The organism is Micromonospora sp. NBC_01740 (assembly GCF_035920365.1).
Lineage (GTDB): Bacteria > Actinomycetota > Actinomycetes > Mycobacteriales > Micromonosporaceae > Micromonospora > Micromonospora reichwaldensis.
This window is the reverse complement of record NZ_CP109150.1, coordinates 4,421,070-4,446,689: the sequence shown is the minus strand read 5'-3', so window position 1 is coordinate 4,446,689 and position 25,620 is coordinate 4,421,070. Positions and strand designations below refer to the sequence as shown.

The window sequence follows — 25,620 nt, the reverse complement described above, 5'->3', positions numbered from 1 at the left end:
GCTTTCTCGTGACACCACAGGTCCCCGGGCGGCTCAGGAGAGCCCGAGGTCCTGGTCGATGAGGTCGAACAGCTCCTGGTTGCTGGCCACCCGCAGCCGGTCGGCGACCTCGGCGGTCTCCTCCCGGCGTTCCTCGGCGGTGCCGAGCCGTTCGAGCAGGCTGTGCAGCCGCATCGTGATCCGCACCCGGCCGATGTCGTCCGGGTCGCGCAGCGCGAGGGCGCTCTCCAACTGGTCCAGCTCCGCCAGCGTCGGCAGGGCCTCCACCGAGGCCTCGCTGAGCAGTTCGGCCCGCAGGTGCTCGGCCAGCGCCTGCGGCGTCGGGTAGTCGAACACCACCGAGCTGGGCAGGCTCAGCCCCGTCGAGCGGGCCAGCCGGCCCCGCAGCTCCACGGCGGTGAGCGAGTCGAAGCCGAGGTCCCGGAAGGGCCGGCCGGCCTCGACGGCGTACGGGCTGTCGTGGCCGATGACCTCGCCGGCGGCGGTGCGGATGAGGTCCACCAGCAGCCGCGCCTGTTCGGCCTGCGACAGCTCGCCGAGCCGCTTGCGCAGCTCGCCGGCGACCTGGTCGCCGTCCTCGGCGTCGGCCCGCGCCGCCGCGGCCTGGGCGGCCACCTCGGCGATCTCGCTGATCAGCGGCCGGGGCCGGGCGGAGGCGAACACCGGCGCGAAGCGGTCCCAGTCGATGTCGGCGACGGTGAGGGCGGTGTCGTCGCCGTCGAGGCCGGCGCGCAGGGCGGCCATCGCCGGTTCCCGGTCCAGCAGGGACACCCCGCGCCGGCTCATGGCCGCCGCGTGCGCGTCGGTCACCATGCCGCCGCCGGCCCACGGCCCCCAGTTCACCGAGAGGTGCCGGGGACCCCCGGCCGGCCGGGACTGCGCCCAGGCGTCCAGGAAGGCGTTGCCGGCGGCGTACGCGCCGTGGTCGCCGACGCCCCAGACGGCCGCGATGGAGGAGAAGTGCACGACCAGGTCGAGCGGCTCCGGGTCGAGGAACTCGTCGAGGTGCCGGGCGCCGGCGATCTTGCCGGAGACGACGTCGGCGAGTTCCGCCCCGGTCACCGCGGCGACCGGGTTGAGCCGGCCCACCCCGGCGGCGTGCACCACCGCGTGCACGGTCTCGCCGTCGGCGCGCAGGCCACGGACCAGCTCGGCGACCGCGTCCCGGTCGGCCAGGTCGCAGGCCAGCACCCGGGCCTCGGCGCCCAGCGCGGCCAGTTCCGCCACCGCCTCGTCCGCGCCGGGGGCCGCCGCGCCGCGCCGGCTGACCAGCAGCAGTCGCCGCGCGCCGTGCCGGGCGAGCCAGGCGGCGGCGTACCGGCCGACGGCGCCCGTGCCGCCGGTGACCAGGACGGTGCCCGGCGCCTGCCAGTCGGCCGCCGCCTCGGCGCGGGGCGCGCGGGCCAGCCGGCGCAGGTACGTCCCGGAGTCGCGCACCGCGAGCTGGTCCTCGTGCCCGGCGGCGGTGAGCGCCGCCAGGACGTGCTCGGCGGCGGCCGGGGTCAGGGTCTCGGGCAGGTCCAGCAGGCCACCCCAGTGCCGGGGGTGTTCCAGCGCGGTCACCAGGCCGAGGCCCCACGTGGTGGCCTGGGCGGGGCGGACGACGGGGTCGCCGTCGGCGGTGGCGACGGCCTGCCGGGTGAGCAGCCAGAGTGGCACCGGGGGCAGGGCGTCCGTGACCGCCTGCACCAGGGCGAGGTTCGCGGTCAGGCCCAGCGGCACGGCGGGCCGGTCGGGCTGCGGTCGCTCGTCGAGGGCGAGCAGCGACACGATCCGGGTCGGCGCGGCGCCGGCCAGCTGCGCGGCGAGCGCCGTGCGGTCGGTCGTGGCCGGGTCGACGGCGAGCTGCCGCACGGTGCCGCCCCGGGCGGTGACGAGCTCGGCGAGCCGGTCGACGACCGGCTGGTCCGTGCCGCTGTGGACCAGGGTCCACGTGCCGTCGACGGCACCCGGGGCGAGGGCCTGCGGACGCCAGGTGACCCGGTAGCGCCAGCCGCCGGCGAGGGTGTCCTCCTGCTGCTGGCGCCGCCACCGGTCCAGGTCCGGCAGCAGTTCGCGCAGCGGCCGGTCCGCGTCGAGGCCGAGCCGCCCGGCGAGCGCGTCGCCGTCGCCCGACGCCACGGCCCGCCAGAACGCCGAGTCGACGTCGTCGGGCGCGGCGGCGGGGGTGTGCGCCGGCGCCGCGTCGAGGGTCGGCCAGAACCGCTGGTGGTCGAACGCGTACGTGGGCAGGTCCACGGGGCCGACGCCGGGCAGCAGCCGCGACCAGCGGACGGCCACGCCGTGGCAGTGCAGTCGGGCCACCGCGCCGAGCAGGGTGGCCACCTCGTCCTGGCCGGGCCGCTGCACGCCGGTCACCATGACCGGGGCGTCCGCCGGCAGCGCGTCGGCGGTCAGGGCGGTCAGCACGGTGTCCGGCCCGATCTCCAGGAACCGGGTCACCCCGTGGGCGTGCAGGTGGGTGACGGTGTCGGCGAAGCGGACCGCCTCGCGGACGTGCCGGACCCAGTAGTCGGGGGTGCAGAGCTGCTCGGCGTCGATGACCGCGCCGGTCAGGTTCGACACCAGCGGCACCGTCGGCGGGGCGTACGACAGGCTCGCCGCCACGGCCGCGAAGTCGGCGAGCATCGGCTCCATCAGCGGGCTGTGGAAGGCGTGGCTGACCCGCAGCCGCTTCGTACGCACGCCGAGGCCGGCGAAGTGGTCGGCCAGCTCGGTCAGCGCGTCCTGCGCCCCGGCGACGACGACGGCGGCCGGCCCGTTCACGGCGGCGACGGCGACCTGTCCCGACGTGCCGTCCAGCGCCCGCAGCACGTCGACCTCGGGCGCGGCGACGGCGAGCATCCCGCCGCCGGCGGGCAGGGCCTGCATCAGCCGGCCCCGGTTGCCGACGAGCGCGCAGGCGTCGGGCAGGTCGAGCACCCCGGCCACGTGGGCCGCGCTGATCTCCCCGACGGAGTGCCCGGCCACGAAGTCGGGCCGGATCCCCCAGTGTTCGAGCAGCCGGAACAGCGCCACCTCGACGGCGAAGAGCCCGGCCTGGGTGAAGGCCGTCTGGTCGAGCAGGTCGGCCTCGGCGGTGCCGGGCTCGGCGAAGAGCACCGTGCGCAGCGGCCGTGGCAGGTACGCGTCCAGGTGCTGGCACGTCTCGTCGACCGTCGCGGCGAAGACCGGGAACGTCTCGTACAGGCGACGGCCCATCCCGGCGTGCTGGGCGCCCTGGCCGGAGAAGAGCGCCGCCAGCGCGCCGCCGGGCTCGGCGACGCCCCGGGTGAGTCCGGGGTGCTCCTCGCCGGCGGCGAGTGCCCGCAGGCCGGCGAGGGCGGCGTCGGCGTCCGCGGCGAGCAGCACCGCGCGGTGCCGCAGCGGGGAGCGTCCGGTGGCCAGTCCCCGGGCCACGTCGGCGGCGGGCGTCGCGGTGCCCGGCAGCCAGTCGGCCAGCCGGGCCGCCTGGGCCCGCAGGCCGCTGGCGGCGTCGGCCGAGACGACCCAGGGCAGCACCGGCGGTCCGTCGGCCGGCCGGGGCGTCGGGGTGTCGGCCGGCGCGGCGGCGGGCGCCTGCTCGAGGATGACGTGCACGTTGGTGCCGCTGACCCCGAACGACGACACGCCGGCCCGGCGCGGCCGGTCCGCCTCCGGCCACGGCTGCGCCTCGGTCAGCAGCGCGACCGCGCCCGCCGACCAGTCCACGTGCGGCGAGGGCTCGTCCACGTGCAGGGTGGGCGGCAGCAGGTCGTGCTGGAGCGCCATCACCATCTTGATCACGCCGGAGACGCCGGCGGCGGCCTGGGTGTGGCCGATGTTCGACTTGACCGAGCCGAGCAGCAGCGGCCGGTCGGCGGGCCGGTTCCGCCCGTACGTGGCCAGCAGCGCCTGCGCCTCGATGGGGTCGCCGAGGCGGGTGCCGGTGCCGTGCCCGTCGACGGCGTCCACGTCGGCGGCGGTCAGCCGCGCGTTGGCCAGCGCCTGGCTGATCACCCGCTCCTGCGCCGGTCCGTTGGGGGCGGTCAGCCCGTTGCTGGCGCCGTCCTGGTTCATCGCCGAGCCGCGCACGACGGCCAGGATCCGGCGGCCGTCGCGCTGGGCGTCGGAGAGCCGCTGCAACATCACCAGGCCGACGCCCTCGCCCCAGCCGGTGCCGTCGGCGGCCCCGGCGAACGACTTGCACCGGCCGTCGAGGGCCAGCCCCCGCTGCCGAGCGAACTCCAGGAACGGGCCGGGGGTGGCCATCACCGTCACGCCGCCGGCGACCGCGACGTCGCACTCGCCCTGCCGCAGGGACTGGCAGGCCAGGTGCAGCGCCACCAGCGACGACGAGCAGGCGGTGTCGACGCTGACGGCCGGGCCCTGCAACCCGAAGTGGTATGCCAGCCGACCGCTGATGACGGCGGCGACGTTGCCGGTGGCCTGGTAGCCCTCGGTCTCGACCCGGGCGGCCATCAGCAGCGTCGCGTAGTCCTGGCCGTTGGTGCCGACGAAGACGCCGGTGTTGGTCTCCCGCATGTCGGCCGGCGCGGTGCCGGACCGCTCGAACAGCTCCCAGGCGCTCTCCAGCAGCACCCGCTGCTGCGGGTCCATCACCATCGCCTCGCGCGGGGAGATGCCGAACAGGGCGGCGTCGAAGCCGGCGGCGTCGGTGAGGAAGCCGCCCTCCCGCACGTACGAGGTGCCGGGCCGGTCGGGATCGGGGTCGTAGATCGCCGCTAGGTCCCAGCCCCGGTCGGCCGGGAACTCCGCGATGCCGTCGCGCCCCTCGGCGACGAGTCGCCACAGGTCCTCCGGGCCGGCGACGCCGCCGGGGTAGCGGCAGCTCATCGAGACGATGGCGATCGGCTCGTCCAGCGCGGTGGCGGCCCGCACGGGCTCGGCCGCCGGGGTGTCGTCGCCGGTGAGCCGGGTCGCCAGGTGCTCGGCGAGGGCGTCGGGCGTCGGGCGGTCGAAGACCAGGGTCGCCGGCAGGTTCAGCCCCACCGCCTCGGCGAGCCGGTTGCGCATCTCGACGGCGCTGAGCGAGTCGAAGCCGATCTCCCGGAACGACCGGTCCGCCGCGAGCGCCTGCGGCGAGGACAGTCGCAGCACCGCCGCCGCGTGGACCCGGACGAGGTCGAGCAGGACGCGGCGCCGTTCCGGTGCGGCGAGTCCGGCCAGCCGGCCGCGCAGCGGCGAGGCCGCGTCGGGCCCGTCGCCGTCGCGCTGCCCGGCGGCGAGCAGCCGCGCCACCTCCGGGACGTCGGCGATCAGCGGCCGGGGGCGGGCCAGCGTGTAGGTCTGGAGGAACCGGTCCCAGGCGATGTCCGCCACGGTGAGCGTGGTGTCGCCGTGGTCCAACGCCTCGGCCAGGACGGAGACCGCGAGGTCGGGGCGCATGGCCCGCACGCCCGAGCGGAACATCTGGTCGGCGGCGCCCTCGGCGTCGACCATGCCGCCGCCGTCCCAGGCGCCCCAGGCGACGGCGGTGGCGGCCCGGCCGCGCCGGCGCCGGTCCTCGGCGAGCGCGTCGAGGAAGGCGTTGGCCGCGGCGTAGCCGCCCTGGTGTCCGCCGCCCCAGACGCCCGCGCCGGAGGAGAAGAGCACGAACGCCGACAGCTCGTCGCCGCACACCTCGTCGAGGTTGACCGCGCCGGCCACCTTGGCCCGCAGGGCGTCGGCGAGGTCGGCCACGTCGGTGGCCGCGACCGGTGCGGCGTGGGCGACGCCAGCGGTGTGGAACACGGCCCCGATGCGGGTGCCCTGCCCGGCGAGCCGCTCGACGAGGGCCCGCACGGCGGCGGGGTCGGCGACGTCGCAGGCGGCCACGGTGACGGTGGCGCCGGCGGCGCGCAGTTCGTCCGCCAGCTCGTCGGCGCCGGGCGTGGCGGGGCCCTGGCGGCCGGTCAGCACCAGCTCGCCGACGCCCTCGCGGGCCAGCCAGCGCGCCACCTGGGCCCCGATCGACCCGAGGCCGCCGGTGACCAGGACGGCGCCGCTGGCGGGACGCCAGTCCCCCGTCGCGGTGCGCTCGGCGCGGGCCCGGACCAGTCGCCGGGCGAACACCCCGGAGGGGCGCAGCGCCAGCTGGTCCTCGGCGTCGACGCCGGCCAGCACCGCCACGAGGCGGCCCCGGTCCCGGGGGTCCAGCTCGGTGGGCAGGTCGACGAGGCCGCCCCAGCGGTCCGGGTGTTCGAGGGCGACCACCCGGCCGAGGCCCCAGAGCATCGCCTGGCGGGGGCGGTCGAGCGGGTCGGCCCGGCCGGTGGAGACCGCGCCGGTGGTGGCGCACCACAGGGGGGCGGTGATCCCGGCGTCGCCGAGGGCCTGGACCAGGGCGTACGTGCCGGCGAGTCCCGCCGGCACCACCGGGTGGGTCGGGTGCGCGACGTCGTCCAGGCCGAGCAGGGAGAGCACGCCGGCGACGGCGCCGGTGCGCGCCAGCCGCTCGGCCAGCGCCTGCCGGTCCGTCCCCGGCACGTCGATCCGGACGACCTCGGCCCCGCCCTCGGTGAGGGCCCGGGCGACGCCGTCGACCAGGGGGCGCGCGGCGCCGTCCGCCGGCACCAGCAGCAGCCAGGCGCCGGACAGGGTGGCCTCCGGCGCGACGGTCACCGGCTTCCAGGTCACCCGGTAGCGCCACGAGTCCACCGTGGACTCGTCGCGGCGGCGTCGGCGCCACGAGGAGAGCAGCGGCAGCGCGGGGTCGAGGGACCGGGCCGCCGTCTCGTCGATCCGCATGGCGGCGGCCAACGCCTGCGGGTCGGCGCGTTCCACGGCCTCCCAGAAGTGCCGGTCCGCCTCGTCCTGGCCGGCAAGGGCGGGGCCGGTCGTGACCTGCGCCTGCGGCCAGTACCGCTGGCGCTGGAAGGCGTACGTCGGCAGTTCCACCGGCGGGCCGGTGCGGGCGCCCAGGACGGCCGTCCAGTCCACGGGCACGCCGTGCACGTGCAGCCCGGCGAGGACGGTCAGCATCCGGGGCCAACCGCCGGCGTCGGTGTCGTCGGCGGCCACCACGACGGCGTCGTCGACGCCCTGCGCGATCTCCCGCATTCCGGCGGCGAGCACGGGCCCGGTGGCGGCCTCGACGAGGACCTGGTGGCCCTCGTCGAGCAGGGCGCGCACGACCGGGTCGACGTCGACGCCGTCGGCCAGCCCCCGGTACCAGCGGGCGGCGTCGAGGCCGTCGGTGTCGACCCGTCCGCCGGTCGCCGCCGAGTACAGCGGCACCTCGGCCGCCCCGAGGGTGGTCCCGGCCAGCGCGCCCGGGTCGGCGTCGGCCCGGCTGCCGAGGGCGATCGTCCTCGCCGCGTCCTCCAGCGACAGCGCGCCGGCCACGCAGGCGGCCGCGACCTCGCCGTGGGCGTGCCCGACCACGGCGGCGGGCCGGACGCCAAGCGAGCGCCACCAGCGGGCCAGCGAGACCGCCACGGCCCACCGGACGGGGTGCGTCACCCAGGTGTCCGTCGCGGGCGGGGCGCCGTCCGCGCCGCGCAGCACGGCGGTGAGCGACCAGTCCACGTGGGGTGCGAGGGCCGCTTCGCAGGCGGCGATCGAGGCGGCGAACTCCGGCGCCCGGTCCAGCAGCTCGACGGCCGTGGCGGGCCATGGGTCGCCGTGGCCGGGGAAGACGAGGACCGGGTCGCCGCCGCGCAGCGCGGTGCCGGTGACCGTGTCGGGGGTGGCCTCGCCGAGGCGGAGCGACTCCAGGGCCCGCGTCAGGCCGACGGTGTCGCGGCCGAGGACGACGGCGCGGTGCCCGAACGCGGCCCGGGTGGTCGCCAGGGCGTGCGCGACGTCGGCCGGGGCCAGCTCCGGGTGCGCCGCGAGGTGCGCGCCCAGCCGGGCCGCCTGTTCGCGCAGCGCCGGGGCGTCCACGGCGGAGAGCACCAGGGGTACGACGCCGGCGCGCGGACGGTCGGCGGCGCGTGCCTCGACCGGCTCGGCGGGCGGCTGCTCGATGATCACGTGCGCGTTGGTGCCGGAGATCCCGAACGACGACACCGCCGCCCGACGCGGCCGGCCCACCTGCGGCCACGGGGTGGGCTCCGTCGCGAGGGCCACCGCCCCGGCCGTCCAGTCGACGTGCGGCGACGCCTCGTCCACGTGCAGGGTCGCCGGCACCAGACCGTGCCGCATCGCCATGACCATCTTGATCACACCAGCCACACCGGCAGCCGCCTGCGTGTGCCCGATGTTCGACTTCACCGACCCCAACAACAACGGCCGGTCCTGCGGACGCTCCTGCCCGTACGTGGCCAGCAGGGCCTGCGCCTCGATCGGGTCGCCGAGGGTGGTGCCGGTGCCGTGTGCCTCGACGGCGTCCACGTCGGCCGGGGTCAGGCGGGCGTTCGCGAGGGCCTGGTGGATCACGCGCTGCTGCGACGGGCCGTTCGGGGCGGTCAGACCGTTCGAGGCGCCGTCCTGGTTCACGGCCGTGCCCCGCAGCACGGCGTGGATGCGCCGGCCTTCCCGCTGGGCGTCGGAGAGCCGCTGCACGAGCAGCACGCCGACGCCCTCGGACCAGCCGGTGCCGTCGGCCGAGGCGGCGAACGACTTGCAGCGGCCGTCCTGCGACAACCCGCGCTGCCGGGAGAACTCGATGAACGTGCCGGGCGTGGCCATCACCGTCACGCCACCGGCCAACGCCAGATCGCACTCGCCGGAGCGCAACGCCTGCGCCGCGAGGTGCAACGCCACGAGGCTGGAGGAACAGGCGGTGTCGACGGTGACGGCCGGGCCTTCGAGGCCGAACGTGTACGCCACCCGGCCGGACAGCACGCTGCCCGAGTTGCCGGTGCCGACGTAGCCCTCGACCTCGTCGGCCAACTCCATGAGCTGGGAGGCGTAGTCGTGGTACATCACGCCGGCGAAGACGCCCGTCCGGCTGCCCCGCAGCCGCTGCGGATCGAGACCGGCGGACTCGAACGACTCCCACGACGCCTCCAGCAGCAGCCGCTGCTGCGGGTCCATCGCCAGGGCCTCGCGCGGCGAGATGCCGAAGAAGCCGGGATCGAACTCGCCGGCGCCGTAGAGGAAACCGCCGTGGCGCGTGTACGACGTGCCGGGGTGGTCGGGGTCGGGGTCGAACAGGCTCTCCAGGTCCCAGCCGCGGTCGGTGGGGAACTCCCCGATGCCCTCGCCGCCGGCGGCCAGTAGCGCCCAGAGCTGGTCGGGCGTCTCGACGCCGCCCGGGTAGCGGCAGGCCATGCCGACGATGGCGATCGGCTCGTCGAATCCGGCCGTGGCCCGCGCCCCGGACGCGGCGGGACCGCCGGCGGCGCCGGCCAGTTCGGCGTGCACGTGGGCGGCGAGCGCCTGGGGCGTCGGGTAGTCGAACACCAGCGTCGAGGGCAGCCGGAGGCCGGTGGCCGCGTTGACGCGGTTGCGCAGGTCGACGGCGGTCAGCGAGTCGAAGCCCAGCTCCCGGAACGCCCGGTCGGCCGGCACGGCCTCCGCGCCGCCGTGCCCGAGCACCTGCGCGACGAGGCCGCGTACCAGCACGTCGATCTGGGCCCGCGCCTCGTCGGCGGCGAGGCCGCTGACGCGGGTCGCCCAGGTGGTGCCCTGTCCCGCCTGGCGGCGCGTCGTGGTCGTACCGACCAGGGCGCGGAGCATCGGCGGCACCAGGCCGGCGCCGGCCGCGGCCCGGAGGGCGGTCAGGTCGATCACGGCCGGTACCAGGGCCGGCCGGCCGGCAGTCAGGGCGGCGTCGAACAGCCGCAGCCCGGTCTCGGCGCTCATCGCGGTGACGCCGCCCCGGGTCGATCGCGCCCGGTCCGCCTCGTCGAGGGACGCGCCCATGCCGGGGGTGTCCCACATGCCCCACGCCAGGCTCACGGCCGGCAACCCGAGCTGCCTCCGGTGGACCGCCAACCCGTCCAGGAACGCGTTACCCGCCGCGTACGCCGACTGGCCCGGCGAGCCGAGCACCCCCGCCACCGACGAGAACACCACGAACAAGTCGAGATCCAGCGACGCCGTCGCCTCGTGCAGGAACCAACCCGCCGACACCTTCGGCGCCAACACCCCGGCCAGCCGCTCGGCCGTCAGCCCCTCCACGATCCCGTCATCCAGGACACCGGCGGTGTGTACGACACCCGCCAGCCGCCCCTCGGCGGCGACCTCGGCCACCAGACCGAACACCTGGTCCCGGTCCGTCACGTCGCAGGCGGCAATCCGCACCGACGCGCCCAGCGCCGTCAGCCGCTCCGACAGCTCACCCGCGCCCGCAGCCTCCAGGCCACGCCGCGACACCAGCACCAGCGACCGCACCCCGTGTACCGACACCAGGTGCTCCGCCACCAGCGCCCCGAGCGCACCCGTACCACCGGTCACCAGCACCACGCCGTCACCCACGACCGGCGTCTCCGCCGACGCCGGGGTGACCGCGCGCACCAGACGCGGCACGAACACCCCACCCGCACGCACCGCGACCTGACCACCGAACGCCACCGGCTCGTCAGCCACCGAGGCCAGCACACCCAGCAACCCCGCGTCCACGTCACAGTCGACGTCCGCCAACACGATGCGACCCGGATGCTCCGACTGCGCCGAACGCAGCAGACCCCACACCGCCGCAGCACCCAGGTCCGACACCCGGTCGTCCGCACCCACCGACACCGCGCCCCGGGTCACCACCACCAGCCGCGACTCCGCCAGCGCGTCCGCCGCCAGCCAGGACCGGACGGTCGCCAGCACCTGCGACGTCGCCGCGCGTACCGCGTCGGGGTCGTTGTCGGCGGCGTCCGCCAGCAGGTCGGCGTCCTCGTCGTGCGCCTCACGGTGGACCGGGCGGGTGTCCGTCCCGGCGTGGTCGGATCGGCGCAGGCTGCCCGCCGGCACCAGCAGCAGGCGCGGCGTCACGCCCGACGGCCCGGCGGACGCGGTCACCGCCTCGACGTCGGCGTACGACGGCAGGTCGGCAGCGGCGGGCGAGCCCACCAGCGCCCACCCGGAGACCTCGTCGGCCGGGGTGACCTCCTGGGCCTGCCAGGCGACCTCGAACAGCGACCGGGCCGACGCGTCCGGGGACGATGACACCCCGGTCAGTTCCCGCAGCGCCAGGGAGTCCACCGACACCACGGCCGCACCCGACTCGTCGCACGCGACCAGCCGCACCGCCGAGCCCGCGCGCGACAGCCGCACCCGCAGCATTCGCGCGCCCGAGGCGTGCACCTGCACACCCTCGAACGCGAACGGCACCCGCGGCCCACCCGAACCCTCCGCACCGGCCAGCAGCCCGATCGGGTGCAGGGCGGCGTCCAGCAGCGCCGGGTGTACCCCGAAGCCCGCCGCGTCGCCCGCCACCTCGTCCGGCAACGCCACCTCGGCGAACACCTCGTCGCCGCCGGTCGTCCACACCCGGCGCAGCCCCCGGAACACCGGCCCGTACGCCAGGCCGCGCTCGGCCAGCGCCGGATACCAGCCCGCCACGTCCACCTCGGCCGCGCCGGCCGGCGGCCACTCCCCCACGCCCGGCTCGTCGGCCGTCGCCGGCTCCAGCACGCCCTCCGCGTGCCGGATCCACTCCGGGTCGACGGTCTCCTCCGGCTGGGAGTGCACGGTCACCGACCGGGTGCCCGCGTCGTCGGCCGCGCCGACGCGCACCTGCACCCGCACCGCGCCGGCCTCCGGCAGCACCAGCGGCGCGGCCACGGTCAACTCCCGCACCCGCGACGCGCCCACCTCGTCGCCCGCCCGCACCGCCAACTCCACCAGGGCGGCGCCCGGCACGATCACCACGCCGGAGACCGAGTGGTCGGCGAGCCACGCATGCGTCGACGTGGACAGGCGGCCGGTCAGCACCACCATGTCCTCGCCGGCCACGGAGACGGCCGCGCCGAGCAGCGGGTGCCCGGCCGCCCCGAGGCCAGCCCCGGAGACGTCCGTCCACCGGCCCGCCGGCTCCAGCCAGTAGCGCTGGTGCTGGAAGGCGTACGTCGGCAGGTCCAGGTGCCGACCGCCGGCCCGGTCGAGCAGGTCGGCCCACCCGACGGTCACGCCGTGCACGTGCAGCAGCGCGAGGGCCTCCAGGAGGGCCTGCGGCTCGGGCCGGTCGTGGCGCGACACCGGGGCCAGCAGGGGCGCGGTGTCGTCCTCCGCCCGCTCGGCGAGGCAGTTCTGCGCCATGGCGGTCAGGACGCCGTTCGGCCCCACCTCCAGGTATGTGTCGACCTCCTCGGCGCGCAGGCAGTCGACGGCGTCGGCGAAGCGCACGGTGCCGCGTACGTGGCGCACCCAGTAGCCCGGGTCGCAGAGCTGGTCGGCGTCGGCGACGCGGCCGGTCAGGTTCGACACCACCGGGATCGTCGGCGGCCGGAACGTCAGCCCCTCGGCGACGGCCGCGAACTCGGCCAGCATCGGGTCCATCCGCGCGCTGTGGAAGGCGTGGCTGACCCGCAGCCGGCGAGTCTGCACGCCCCGCTCGGACCACACCCGCTGGACCTCGTCGAGGGCCTCGACGTCGCCCGCCACCACCACGGCGGCGGGGCCGTTCACGGCGGCCACGTCCAGCCGGCCGGGCAGCCCGGCGAGGGAGGCGACCACGGCGGCCTCGTCGGCCGCCACGGCGAGCATGCCGCCGCCCGCCGGCAGGGCCTGCATGAGCCTGCCCCGCGCGGCGACCAGCGCGCACGCGTCGGCCAGGGAGAGCACGCCCGCCACGTGCGCCGCCGCGATCTCGCCGATGGAGTGCCCGGCCACCAGGTCCGGCGCGACCCCGAACGACTCGACGAGCCGGAACAGGGCCACCTCGACGGCGAACAGGCCCGCCTGGGTGAAGACCGTCTGGTCCAGCAGCTCCGCCTCGGGCGTGCCCGCCCCGGCGAACAGCACCTCGCGCAGCGCGCGCGGCAGCAGCGGGTCGAGGTGCCCGCACGCCTCGTCGAGGGCGGCGGCGAAGACCGGGAAGGCCGCGTACAGCTCGCGACCCATGCCGGCGCGCTGCGCGCCCTGACCCGAGAAGAGGAAGGCCACCCGGCCGCGCGGGGCCGACGCGCCGGTGGTGACGGCGCCGGTCGGCTCGCCGGCGGCGAGGGCCCGCAGCCCGGCGAGCAGGTCGTCCGCGTCGCCCGCCAGGACGACCGCGCGGTGTTCGAGCCCCGCGCGGTTGACCGAGGAGGCCGCGACGTCCAGCGGGCGCGGGGAGTCGACGCGGGCGAGGTGGTCGGCCCAGCGGCCGGCCTGCCCGGCGAGCGCCTCGGGCGTACGGGCGGAGAGGAACACCGGGGCGAGCGGGAGCGCCACCGGCGCGTCGGCGGCGGGCGGGGCCTCGTCCGTGGACGGGGCGTCGTCGACGGGCGCCTCCTCCAGGATGACGTGCGCGTTCGTACCGCTGATGCCGAACGACGACACGGCGGCCCGGCGCGGCCGGTCGGTGCCCGACCACGGGCGTGCCTCGGTCAGCAGCGACACCTGCCCGGCGGACCAGTCGATGTGCGGGGACGGCTCGTCGACGTGCAGGGTGGCGGGCATGGTGCGGTGCCGGATCGCCTCGATCATCTTGATCAGTCCGGCGGCGCCCGCGGCGGCCTGGGTGTGGCCCAGGTTCGACTTGACCGAGCCCAGCCAGAGCGGCCCGCCCTCGCCCCGGTCCTGCCCGTACGTGGCCAGCAGCGCCTGCGCCTCGATGGGATCGCCGAGGGTGGTGCCGGTGCCGTGCGCCTCGACCACGTCGACGTCGGCCGGGGACAGCCGGGCGTTCGCGAGGGCCTGCCGGATCACCCGCTCCTGCGACGGGCCGTTCGGGGCGGTGAGCCCGCTGCTGGCGCCGTCCTGGTTGACGGCGCTGCCCCGGACCACGGCGAGGATGCGCCGGCCGTCGCGGCGGGCGTCGGAGAGCCGCTGCAACAGCAGCACGCCGACGCCCTCGGACCAGCCGGTGCCGTCGGCGGCGGCGGCGAACGACTTGCACCGGCCGTCCGAGGCGAGGCCCCGCTGGCGGGAGAAGTCGGCGAAGGTGCCCGGGGTGGACATGACCGTCACGCCGCCGGCGAGCGCGAAGTCGCAGTCGCGCTGGCGCAGCGCCTGCGTCGCGAGGTGCACGGCGACCAGCGACGACGAGCAGGCCGTGTCCACCGTGACCGCCGGGCCCTCGAGCCCGAAGGTGTACGCCACCCGCCCGGACACCACGCTGCCGGAGTTGCCGGTGCCGATGTATCCCTCGACGCCGTCGGGCAGGTCCAGCACCCGCGACGCGTAGTCGTGGTACATCACCCCGGCGAAGACGCCGGTCCGGCTGCCGCGCAGCCGCTGCGGGTCGATGCCGGCGTGCTCGAACGCCTCCCAGGAGGTCTCCAGCAGCAGCCGCTGGTGGGGGTCCATCGCCAGGGCCTCGCGGGGGCTGATGCCGAAGAAGCCCGGGTCGAACTGCGGCGCGTCGTAGAGGAAGCCGCCCTGGCTGCTGGTCGACGTGCCCGGGTTGTCCGGGTCGACGTTGAAGAGCCGCTCCAGGTCCCAGCCCCGGTCGGCCGGGAAGTCGCCCACCCCGTCGCCGCCCCGGTCGACGAGGTCCCACAGCTCGGCCGGGCTGGACACGCCGCCCGGGAACCGGCACGCCATCCCGATGACGGCCATCGGCTCGCGGTCCTTGGCCTCCACCTCGCGCACCCGCCGACGCGCGTCGCGCAGGTCGGCAGTCGCACGCCGGAGGTAGTCGAGGAACTCTGCCTCAGTGGGCATCGGGCCACTCCGTATCGGGGTTCGAGGTGTGCGACATGCCGGATCAGGCCGAGCCGAACTCTTCGTCCAGCAGGCTGAAGATCTCCTCGGCGGAGGCCGACTCGAGGCTGGCGCCCTCGTCGGCGGCGGAGTCCGCACCGGACTCGGTGTAGGTCCACAGGGAGAGCAGTTCACGCAGCCGGGCGCCGACGGCGGCCCGGTCGGTGTCGGCCGAGGCCACCGCCCGCATGGCGTGCTCCAGCTTGTTCAGCTCGCCGAGCACCGTCAGCGCGGAGGTGCTCCGCTCCGCCAGCAGCGCGCCCCGCAGGTACTCGACCAGCGCGGCCGTGGTCGGCCGGTCGTAGATCAGCGTGGACGGCAGCCGCAGGCCGGTGGCCGCGTTGAGCCGGTTGCGGAACTCGACGGCGGTCAGCGAGTCGAAGCCCAGCTCGACGAAGCCGCGCTCGACGTCGATCGAGCGGATCGACGCGTAGCCGAGGACCGCGGCGGCGTGGGTGCGGACCAGGTCGGAGAGCACCTGGTCGCGGTCGGCCTCCGCCGTGGCGGCGAGGGTCTCCCGCAGCGCCTCGGCCGGATCGCGTTCGGCGGCCCGGGCCGCGCCGGTCGTCGCCGGCCGCACCAGCGACCGCAGCACCGGCGGTACCGCCGCCGGACCGTGCCGGCCGATCAGGGCGAGGTCCAGGTTGACCGGTACGACCACCGGCTCGGCGAAGCGCAGCGCCTCGCTGAACAGGTCCATGCCCTCGTCGGCGCCGAGCGGGACGAAGCCGCCCCGGTTCATCCGGGCCTCGTCGACGTGCCCGGTCTGGCCGTCGCCGGTGTCGTTGACCCACGGCCCCCAGGCCAGCGAGAGCGCCGGGAGTCCCCGGTCGCGCCGGTGCTGGGCGAGGGCGTCGAGGAAGCAGTTCGCCGCCGCGTGGTTGGCCTGCCCGGGGCCGCCGAAGAGGCCGGCCGCCGAGGAGAAGAGCACGAACGCGGCCAGGTCCAGCTTCTCGGTCAGCTCGTGCAGGTGCCAGGCCGCGTCGACCTTGGGGCGCAGCACGGTGTCGAAGCGGTCCGGGGTGAGCGCGGGCAGGACGCCGTCGTCGAGCACCCCGGCGGCGTGCACCACGCCGGTCAGCGGCAGGTCGGCGGGGATCTGGTCGACCAGCAGGGCGAGCGCGTCGCGGTCGGTGACGTCGCAGCCGACCACCCGGGCGGTGGCGCCCAGTCCGGCCAGCTCGTCGACCAGCGCGGCGACGCCCGGGGCGTCCGCCCCGCTGCGGCTGACCAGCAGCAGGTGCCGTACGTCGTGCCGGGTCACCAGCCGTCGCGCCACGAGCCGCCCGAGCAGGCCGGTCGCGCCGGTCACCAGGACGGTGCCGGCGGCCAGGTCGGGGCCGGACGCCTCGGCCGGGGGCGGGCCGAGCCGGGTCAGCCGGGGCACCCGGAGCTGGCCGGCGCGTACCGCGAGCTGGGGTTCGCCCGTGGCCAGGGCCGCCGGCAGCAGCGCGGCGGCCGGGGCGTCGTCGTCGACGTCGAGGAGCACGATCCGGTCGGGGTTCTCCGACTGGGCGGAACGCAGCAGGCCCCAGGCGGTGGCGGCCGGCACGTCGGCGATCCGCTCGTCCGGGTCGACCCGGACCGCGCCGCGGGTGACCACCACCAGCCGGGCGGCGGTGAGGGACTCCTCGGCGAGCCACTGCTGGGCCAGCGCGAGCATGCGGTGGGCGACGCGGTGCGCCTGGCGGGCCGGGTGCGGCTCGTCGGCGGCGGGTCCGGCGCAGGTCACCACCACCGCGTCGGGCACCGGAGCGCCCGCGCGCACCTCGGCGACCAGGGCGGAGAGGTCCGGGTGCCGGTCGGCGCCGGGCCAGTCGTCGCCGAGGGCGACGAGCCGGGACGTGCCGTCGGCGCGGCCGGTGGCGGGGGCGACCCAGTCGAGGCGGTGCAGGGACCGGCTGGCCGACCGGCGGGCGGCGCTGAGCTGCTCGCCGGAGATGGGCCGCAGGACCAGACCGTCGACGGAGGCGACCGGGGTGGCGCCGGTGTCGGTGATGGTCAGGGCCACGGATGAGGCGTCGGTGGCGCGCAGCCGGATCCGCAGCTCGCGGGCGCGGGTGGGCCGGATGGTCACGCCCGACCAGGTGAACGGCAGGCCCGGGCGGATGTCGGGGCCGCCCTCGGCGCCCGACGCGCCGCCGGCGGGGTCGCCGGCCGTGGCGTCGGTGGCGCCCGCCGTGGCGCTGGCGCCGATGGCGTGCAGCGCCGCGTCCATCAGGGCCGGGTGCACCGAGAAGGCCGTGGTGTCGGTGGACGCGTCGGCGTCCAGGGCGACCTCGGCGAGGATGTCCGGGCCCGACCGCCAGGCGGCGCGCAGCGCCCGGAAGGCCGGGCCGTAGTGGTAGCCCTGGGCGGCGAGCCGGGCGTAGAGCCCGTCGAGGGCGATCGGCTCGGCGTCGGCGGGCGGCCACACGGCGGCCGGCGCGGGCTCCGGGTCGACGGTGTCGGCGAGCTGGCCGGAGGCGTGCCGCTGCCAGGCGCGGGAACCGTCGGGTCCGGTGTCGTCGTCGCGCCGGGTGTGGATGGCGACGGGCCGGTGCCCGGTCTCGTCCGGCGGGCCGACGCGGACCCGCAGGTCGATTCCTCCCTCGGTGGGGATCGCCAGCGGCGCCTCCAGGTTCAGCTCGGCGACGGTCGCCGCGCCGGCCTGCCGGCCGGTCCAGGACGCCAGCTCCACCAGCGCCGTCCCGGGCAGCAGCACCGTGCCCAGCACGGCGTGGTCGGCCAGCCAGGGGTGGGTGGCGAGGGTGATCCGGCCGGTGAACAGCAGCCCCTCGTCGCCGGGCAGGTCGGCCACCGCGCTGAGCAGCGGGTGGTCGACCACGTCGAGGCCCACGGCGGGCAGGACCGAGCGGTGCGCGCCGGTGCGCTCCAGCCAGTACCGGTTCCGGTCGAAGGCGTACGTGGGCAGGTCGACCGGCTCGGCCTCGGGCAGCAGCCGGCGGTGGTCCACCGCCAGGCCGAGGGTGTACGCGGTGGCGAGGCCGGTCAGCAGCCGGGTGGCGGCGTCGGCCGACCCGGCGAGGGTGTCCAGGACGTGGCCGGTGACGCCGGTCGCGTCGAGGACGGCGGCGACCCGGTCGGTCAGCGCCGGCTCCGGCGAGATCTCCACGAAGGTCACGTGTCCGGCGTCGACGGCGGCGCGCAGGGCGGCGTCCAGCTGCTCCGGCCCCCCGGCGACATCGGCCGGGCGGTCGGCGCCGGGGGCGGTCGGTGCCGCTCCGAGGCCGGTCGGGTCGGCACCGGGGCCGGCCCGGTCGACACCAAGGCCGGTCGGGTCTGCCCAGTGGTCGACACCGAGGCGGGCCGAATCGGCCCAGTCCCCGGTGAGCGTGGAGGCCAGCCGGGCGGTCCCGGGCTGCGGGGCGAGCCCCGCCAGGGCGACGCGGAGGCCGTCGGGGTCCAGCTCGCCGGCGGCGGCCCGGGCCCGCAGCGCCACCGTCCGGGCGGCGTCGGACAGGGACAGCAGGCCCGCCACGTGGGCGGCCACGACCTCGCCGTCGCCGTCGCCGACGACCGCGGCCGGGGTGAGGCCGGCGTGCCGCCAGACGGCGGCGAGCGCCACCCCGACGGCGAACAGCACGGGCCGGGCCAGCGCCGGCCGCTCGCCCCAGGAGGCGTCCGCGCCGGTCAGCAGGGCGGCCGGGTCGACGTCGACCCAGGGGGCGAGGGCCTGCCGGCACTCGGCGAGGGCGTCGTCGAAGACCGGGCAGCGGCCCACGAGTCCGGCCGCCGCGCCCGCCGGGGCGGCGCCCGGGAAGACGAACACCGGGCCGGCGCCGTGGTTGGCGACGGTGCCGGTCAGCACGGTGCCGGCCGGGGTGCCGGCGGCGAGCGCGTCCAGGCCGGCCAGCAGCTCGCCGGGGGTCGCGCCGAGCACCGCGGCACGCCTGTCGAACGCCGAGCGGGTCGCGGCGAGGGACCAGCCGACCGCCGCCGGGGCGAGGCCGGGGTGGGCCCGCAGGTGCCGGGCCAGCCGGGACGCCTGCGCGGCCAGGGCCGAGGTCGAACGGGCCGAGACCGGCCACACCACCACGTCGGCGGCGACCAGCCCGGCGGCGTGTTCCCGCGTCTCCGCGCCGACGGCCGGCGGCGTCGGGGCGTCGGCCGCCTCGGCGTCGGCGGGCGCGTCGATGGGCAGCTCGACGACCACGTGGGCGTTGGTGCCGGAGATGCCGAACGAGGAGACCGCCGCGCGGCGGGGCCGGTCGACCGCCGGCCACGGCCGGGACCGGGTCACCAGCTCCACGTCGCCGGAGGACCAGTCGATGTGCGGCGACGGCTCGTCCACGTGCAGCGTCGCCGGGACGGTGCCCTCCCGCATCGCCAGGATCATCTTGATCACGCCGGCCACGCCGGCGGCGGCCTGCGCGTGGCCCATGTTCGACTTCACCGAGCCCAGCAGCAGCGGGCCCGCGTCGCCCCGGTCCTGCCCGTACGTCGCGAGCAGCGCCTGCGCCTCGATCGGGTCGCCGAGGACGGTGCCGGTGCCGTGGGCCTCGACGACGTCCACGTCGGTGACCGCCAGCCGGGCGCTGGCGAGCGCCTGCCGGATCACCCGCTGCTGGGAGGGGCCGTTGGGGGCGGTCAGGCCGTTCGACGCGCCGTCGGAGTTCACGGCGGAGCCGCGTACGACGGCGAGGATGCGCCGGCCCTGCCGGCGGGCGTCGGAGAGCCGCTGCACGAGCAGCATGCCGACGCCCTCGGACCAGCCGGTGCCGTCCGCCGTGGCGGCGAAGGACTTGCACCGCCCGTCGGAGGCGAGGCCGCCCTGGCGGGAGAACTCCTGGAACGCCGTGGGGGTGGCCATCACGGCCACGCCGCCGGCCAGCGCCAGGTCGCACTCGCCGCGCCGCAGCGCCGCCCCGGCGAGGTGCAGCGCCACCAGCGACGAGGAGCAGGCGGTGTCGACGGTGACGGCGGGTCCCTCCAACCCGAGGGCGTACGCGACCCGGCCGGAGATCACGCTGTGCGCGGCGCCGGTCATCAGGTAGCCCTCGACGCCCTCGGGGACCTCGGTCAGCCCGGTGCCGTAGCCGGAGGTGGAGGCGCCCACGAAGACGCCCGTGCGGGTGCCGCGCAGCGTCGCCGGGTCCACCCCGGCCCGCTCCAGCGCCTCCCAGGACGTTTCGAGGGCGAGCCGCTGCTGCGGGTCCATGGCGAGGGCCTCGCGGGGCGAGATCTCGAAGAAGGCGGGGTCGAAGTCCGCCACGTCGTAGAGGAAGCCGCCCGCCGGGGGGTGCGTCCCCTCCGCCGGCTCGGGGATCTCCCAGCCCCGGTCGGTGGGGAACGGCGAGATGGCGTCCACCCCGTCGGCGACCAGCCGCCAGAACGCCTCCGGCCCGTCGACGCCGCCGGGGTAGCGGCAGGCCATCCCGACGATCGCGACGGGCTCGTCGGCGTCGACGACGACGGTCTGCGGGGCGTCGGCCGGGGTGGCGCCGGAGACCAGCTCACGCAGGTGCGCGGCCAGCTCGGCGGGGGTGGGGTAGTCGAAGACCAGCGTGGTGGGCAGCCGCAGGCCGGTGGCCGCGTTCAGCCGTCCCCGGAAGTCCACGGCGGTCAGCGAGTCGAAGCCGAGGTCCTTGAACGGGCGTCCGCGCAGCTCGTCGGGGGTGGCGTGGCCCAGCACCGCGGCGGTCTGCTCGTTGACCAGCCGCAGCAGCTCCCGCTCCTGCTCCGCCGCCGGCAGCGCCGCGAGGTGACGCAGCGGCGCGGCGACCCCGCCCGTGGGCGCGGCGGCCTCCTCCTCCTGCGCGACGAGCGCCCGCACCTGCGGCACGCCGCCCAGGAACGGGCTGGGCCGGGCCACGGTGAACGCGGGGTGGAACCGGCTCCAGTCGACGTCGGCGACGGTCACGCAGGGCGTCGGGCGGCGCAGCGCCCGGTCGAGGGCGACGAGCGCCTTCTCCGGGTCGATCGGCGGCAGGCCCATCCGGTTGAGCTGCTCGGTGGCCACGTTCTCGGCGGCCATGCCGTGTTCGCCGCCCCAGGCCGTCCAGGAGACGGCGGTGGCCGGCAGGCCCCGGTCGCGCCGGTTGACGGCCAGGGCGTCCAGCAGGGAGTTGCCGGCGCCGTAGGCGCACTGCCCGGCGCTGCCCCACACGCCGGAGATGGAGGAGAACATGACGAACGCGCCGAGGTCGCGCTCGGCGAGGCAGGCGTCGAGGTGCAGGGCGCCGAGCACCTTGCCCGCGACGACGTGGGAGAACTCGTCGAGGGTGGTGTCGGTCAGCGGGGTGAGCTGGTCGGTGCCGGCGGCGTGCACGACCGCGGTCAGGTCGGGCAGCGCGTCCACCAGGTCCGCCACGGAGCGCCGGTCGGTGACGTCGCAGGTGGCGACGGTGACCCGCCCGTCGGCGCCGTACCGGTCGACCAGGTCCGCCACGCCCGGGGCGGCGGTGCCCCGGCGGCTGGCCAGGACCACCCGCCCGGCGCCGCGGCCGAGCAGCCAGCGGGTGACGTGGCCGCCGAGGGCGCCGGTGCCGCCGGTGACCAGGACGGTGCCGGAGCACCAGTCGCCGGTGGGGGGCTCGTCCGCCGCCGGCGGGGCCGGGGTGAGCCGGCGGGCCCAGGTCCCGCCGGGCCGGACGGCCACCTGGTCCTCGCCGACGTGACCGGCCAGCACGGCGGCGAGCCGCCGGGTGGTGGCGTCGTCGACGGTGGCCGGCAGGTCGACCAGGCCGCCCCAGCGGTGCGGCTGCTCGACGGCCGCCGCGCGGCCGAGGCCCCAGACCTCGGTCTGCAACGGGTGCGCGACCCGGTCGCCCGGGGCCGCCGCGACCGCGCCGCTGGTGACGCACCACAGCGGCGCCACCAGGTCCAGGTCGGTCATCGCCTGGACCAGGGCGAGGGTGCTGGCCGCGGCGAGGGTCACGCCGGGGTGCTCGGCCAGCAGCCGGTCCTGGCCGGCGACCACGGCGAGCACGCCGTCGACCGGCCGGCCGTCGAGGAGGTCCCGCAGCCGGGCGGTGAGCGCCGCGCGGTCGAGGTCCGCCGCGCCGACGCGCAGCACCAGCGGCTCGTCGTCGCCGAAGAGCCCGGCCAGGCCGTCGGCCCACGCCGGCGCGTCGTCGGCCGGCAGCACGACCAGCCAGCGGCCCGCCGGGCCGTCGCCGTCCTCGACCGGCACGGGCTGCCAGGTCACCTGGTACGACCAGCCGTCCACGAGGGAGCGTTCCCGCCGGGAGCGGCGCCAGGAGGTGAGTACGGGCAGGGCCGGCAGCAGCGCCTGGACCTGCTCGTCGTCGTCGCCCAGTTCGCCGCGCAGCGTGTCGACGTCCGCCTGCTCCAGGGCGGTCCAGAACTCGTCGTCGCCGTCCGCCGACACGGTGTCGGGGGCGGCGGGCGGCGGCTCGGGCCAGAAGCGCTGCCGGCGGAAGGCGTACGCGGGCAGGGGCACCCGCGCGGTGTCGGCGCCGGCGAACAGCTCCGCCCAGCCGACCTCGACCCCACCGACGTGCAGCTCGGCGAGGGCGGTGAGGGCGGAGGCGGGCTCGGGGCGGTCGCGGCGCAGCAGCGCCACGGCGGCGGTGTCGTCGTCGGCGCCGGCGGCGGTCAGGACGTCGCGGGCCAGCGCGGTGAGCACGCCGCTGGGGCCGACCTCCAGGAACGTACGCACACCCAGGGCGCGCAGCTGGTCGACGCCGTCGGCGAACCGGACGGCCTCCCGCACGTGCCGCACCCAGTACTCGGCGGTGCGGATCTCGTCGGGGTCGGCGACCGTGCCGGTCAGGTTCGACACGATCGGCAGCGTCGGCGGGTGCAGTTCCAGCCCGCGCACCACGGCGGCGAACTCGGCGAGCATGGGTTCCATCAGCGGGCTGTGGAAGGCGTGGCTGACCCGCAGCGGCCTGGTGCGTACGCCCTGGTCGGCCCAGCGGCGTTCGAGTTCCTCGACGGCGTCGGCCGCGCCGGAGACGACCACGGCGGTGGGCCCGTTGACGGCGGCCACGGCGACCCGGTCCTCGACGCCGGTCAGGGCGGCCCGGACGGCGTCGGCGGGGAGCTGGACGGCCAGCATCGCGCCGCCGGCCGGCAGGGCCTGCATCAGCCGGCCCCGGGCGGCGACGAGGGTGGCGGCGTCGGGCAGCGACAGCACGCCGGCCGCGTGCGCGGCGGAGAGCTCGCCGATCGAGTGGCCGAGCAGGACGTCCGGGACGATCCCCCAGCTCTCCAGGAGCCGGAACAGCGCGACCTCGACGGCGAACAGGCCGGCCTGGGTGTAGAGGGTCTGGTTGAGCAGCCCGGCGGCCTCGTCGCCCTCGGGCGCGAAGAGCACCGGGGTGAGTGGGCGGGGCAGGTGCCGGTCCAGCTCGGCGCAGACCTCGGCGAGCGCCCGGCCGAAGACGGGGAACGCGGCGGCCAGCTCGCGGCCCATGCCGCTGCGCTGCGCGCCCTGGCCGGAGAAGAGGAACGCGAGCTTGCCGCCGCGCGGGCCGGCGCCGGTGACCAGGCCCGGGGCGTCGCCGCCGGTGGCGAGCGCGCGCAGGCTGTCGGCCAGGCCGGCGCGGTCGGCGGCGAGCAGCACGGCCCGGTGCTCGAGGCTGGCCCGGGTACGCGCCGACGACCAGCCGACGTCGGTCAGCCGCAGCTCGGGGCGGTCGTCGAGCCAGTCGGCCCAGCGGGTCGCCTGCGCGGCCAGGGACCCGGCGTCGCGGGCGGAGACCAGCACCGGCACGAGGCCGGCCCCGTCGACCGGGGCGGTGTCGGCGGCGGCCGGCACGGCGACCGGGTCGGTCGCGGCGGCGGCGCCGTCCGGGGCGTCCGCGGGGGCCGGGTCGGCGGCGGGCGCCTCCTCGATGATCACGTGGGCGTTGGTGCCGCTCATGCCGAAGGAGGAGATGCCCGCGCGGCGGGGCTGCTCCCCGGCGGGCCACGGCTGCGGCTCGGTCACCAGCGACACCGCGCCGGCCGTCCAGTCCACGTTGGGGGTGGGCTCGTCGACGTGCAGCGTCGCCGGCACGGTCTCGTGCCGCAGCGCCATCACCATCTTGATCACCCCGGCCACGCCGGCGGCGGCCTGGGTGTGCCCGATGTTCGACTTGACCGAGCCGAGCCAGAGCGGCCGGTCCGGCTGCCGGCCCTGCCCGTACGTCGACAGCAGCGCCTGCGCCTCGATGGGGTCGCCGAGGGTGGTGCCGGTGCCGTGCGCCTCCACGACGTCGACCTGCTCGGGCGCGAGCCGGGCGCTGGCCAGCGCCTGGAGCACGACCCGCTGCTGGGACGGGCCGTTGGGGGCGGTCAGCCCGTTGCTCGCGCCGTCCTGGTTGACCGCGCTGCCGCGTACCACCGCGAGGACGGGGTGGCCGTTGCGCCGCGCGTCGGAGAGCCGCTCGACGAGCAGCAGGCCGGCCCCCTCGCCCCAGGCGGTGCCGTCGGCGGCGGCGGCGAACGACTTGACCCGGCCGTCCATGGCCAGGCCCCGCTGGCGGCTGAAGCCGATGAAGGCGGACGGGGTGGACATGACGGTGGCCCCGCCGGCGAGCGCCAGGGTGCACTCCCCCTGCCGCAGCGCCTGGCAGGCCAGGTGCAGGGCGACCAGCGACGACGAGCAGGCGGTGTCGACGGTGACGGCGGGGCCCTCGATGCCGAGCGCGTACGAGATCCGGCCGGACACGACGCTGGCCGCGGTGCCGGTGAGGATGTAGCCCTCGGTGCCGGGCGGCGGCTGCTGGAGCAGACCCACGTAGTCCTGGCCGGTGGTGCTGGCGAACACTCCCACCTGGTGGCCGCGCAGCGCCGAGGGGTCGAGCCCGGCGTGCTCGAACGCCTCCCAGGCGGCCTCCAGCAGCAGCCGCTGCTGCGGGTCCATGGCGAGCGCCTCGCGCGGCGAGATGCCGAAGAACGCGGCGTCGAACTCGGTGGCGGAGTCGATGAAGCCGCCCTCGGCGACGTACGACGTGCCGGGGTGGTCGGGGTCCGGGTGGAACAGCCGCGCCAGGTCCCAGCCGCGGTCGGCGGGGAACGCGGAGAAGGCGTCGCGGCGGGAGTCGACGAGCTCCCACAGCTCCTCGGGCGAGCCCACCCCGCCCGGGAACCGGCAGGCCATGCCGACGATGGCGATCGGCTCCCGGTTGGCCGCCTCAAGCTCGCCGAGCTTCCTCCTGGTCTGGTGAAGGTCCGCCGTCACCCATTTCAGGTACTCCCGGAGCGTATCTTCAGTCGCCATTGACGCCACCTCTTCGGGCCGGAAAGAAACAGGCGGCCCAATACCGTCCACAGACGCCACAAGCCGCGAAGATCTAAGCCCATTCAGCCGACCACGAATTGCCAGACAAAAAGCGTTTCAGCCCCCACCAGGTCTTACGCGCCGGACGAAAGGTAATTGTCGCCGGACGGCGGTCACAACCCCTAGCGTGCCCCTACGGGTGCCCCTAGCCCGTGTTTCGTTAGGGACTGCCGGGCGGGGAGGTGGGCCCAGCGTGGCGGTGATCGATAAGAGCGGCGCTCCGGCAGATCGGTTAGCGGCCGAGGGAATCGACGACCGACCGGAGACCTGGCGCCAGGTTAGCGGCCGCGAGGCGGCCTGGCGTGCACGACGCCCGGTGGGCGAGGCTGCGGCTCGTCCGGCCTGCGGGTGCCGGGCCGAGGGCATCCGCCATATCGGACGAAACGGCAGATCGTCGACGGGGTCCGGTGGGCCGTCCCCGCCGTCGTCCGGCTCGCCGACCACCTCGATGCCGGCCATCCGACGGTCCGGACCGGGCCCCGGGCAGGATGAGCCCGAGGTGTACGCGCCGTGGCGGACCTCGTACCGCTGGTTCGGCGCCGGTGTGGCGTGGCCACCGGGGCACGGGCTGGCCCGCGGCCCCGGGACGGTCGACCGCCGGGACACGCCTCGCCTGCGAGCAGGGCCGCAAGCATCCCGGGCAGGGCGGCCAGGACACCCACCGGAAGGCCGAGAAATCCAGCGGTGGGCGGCCGCCC

The 25,620-nt window shown here is 77.0% G+C and carries 2 protein-coding genes; both read right to left on the bottom strand.

Annotation, left to right across the window (positions count from 1 at the left end):
• Window positions 1-33 precede the first annotated feature (33 nt).
• A complete protein-coding gene (locus OG989_RS19940; RefSeq protein ID WP_327028047.1) occupies window positions 34-14,649 on the bottom strand; it encodes a type I polyketide synthase in 14,616 nt (4,871 codons plus the stop codon).
• 43 nt (window positions 14,650-14,692) lie between these two features.
• The gene (locus tag OG989_RS19935) at window positions 14,693-24,862 is read right to left on the bottom strand and encodes a type I polyketide synthase (protein ID WP_327028046.1); all 10,170 of its coding nucleotides are present in this window, start codon (window positions 24,860-24,862) and stop codon (window positions 14,693-14,695) included.
• Between the last annotated feature and the right edge of the window lie 758 nt (window positions 24,863-25,620).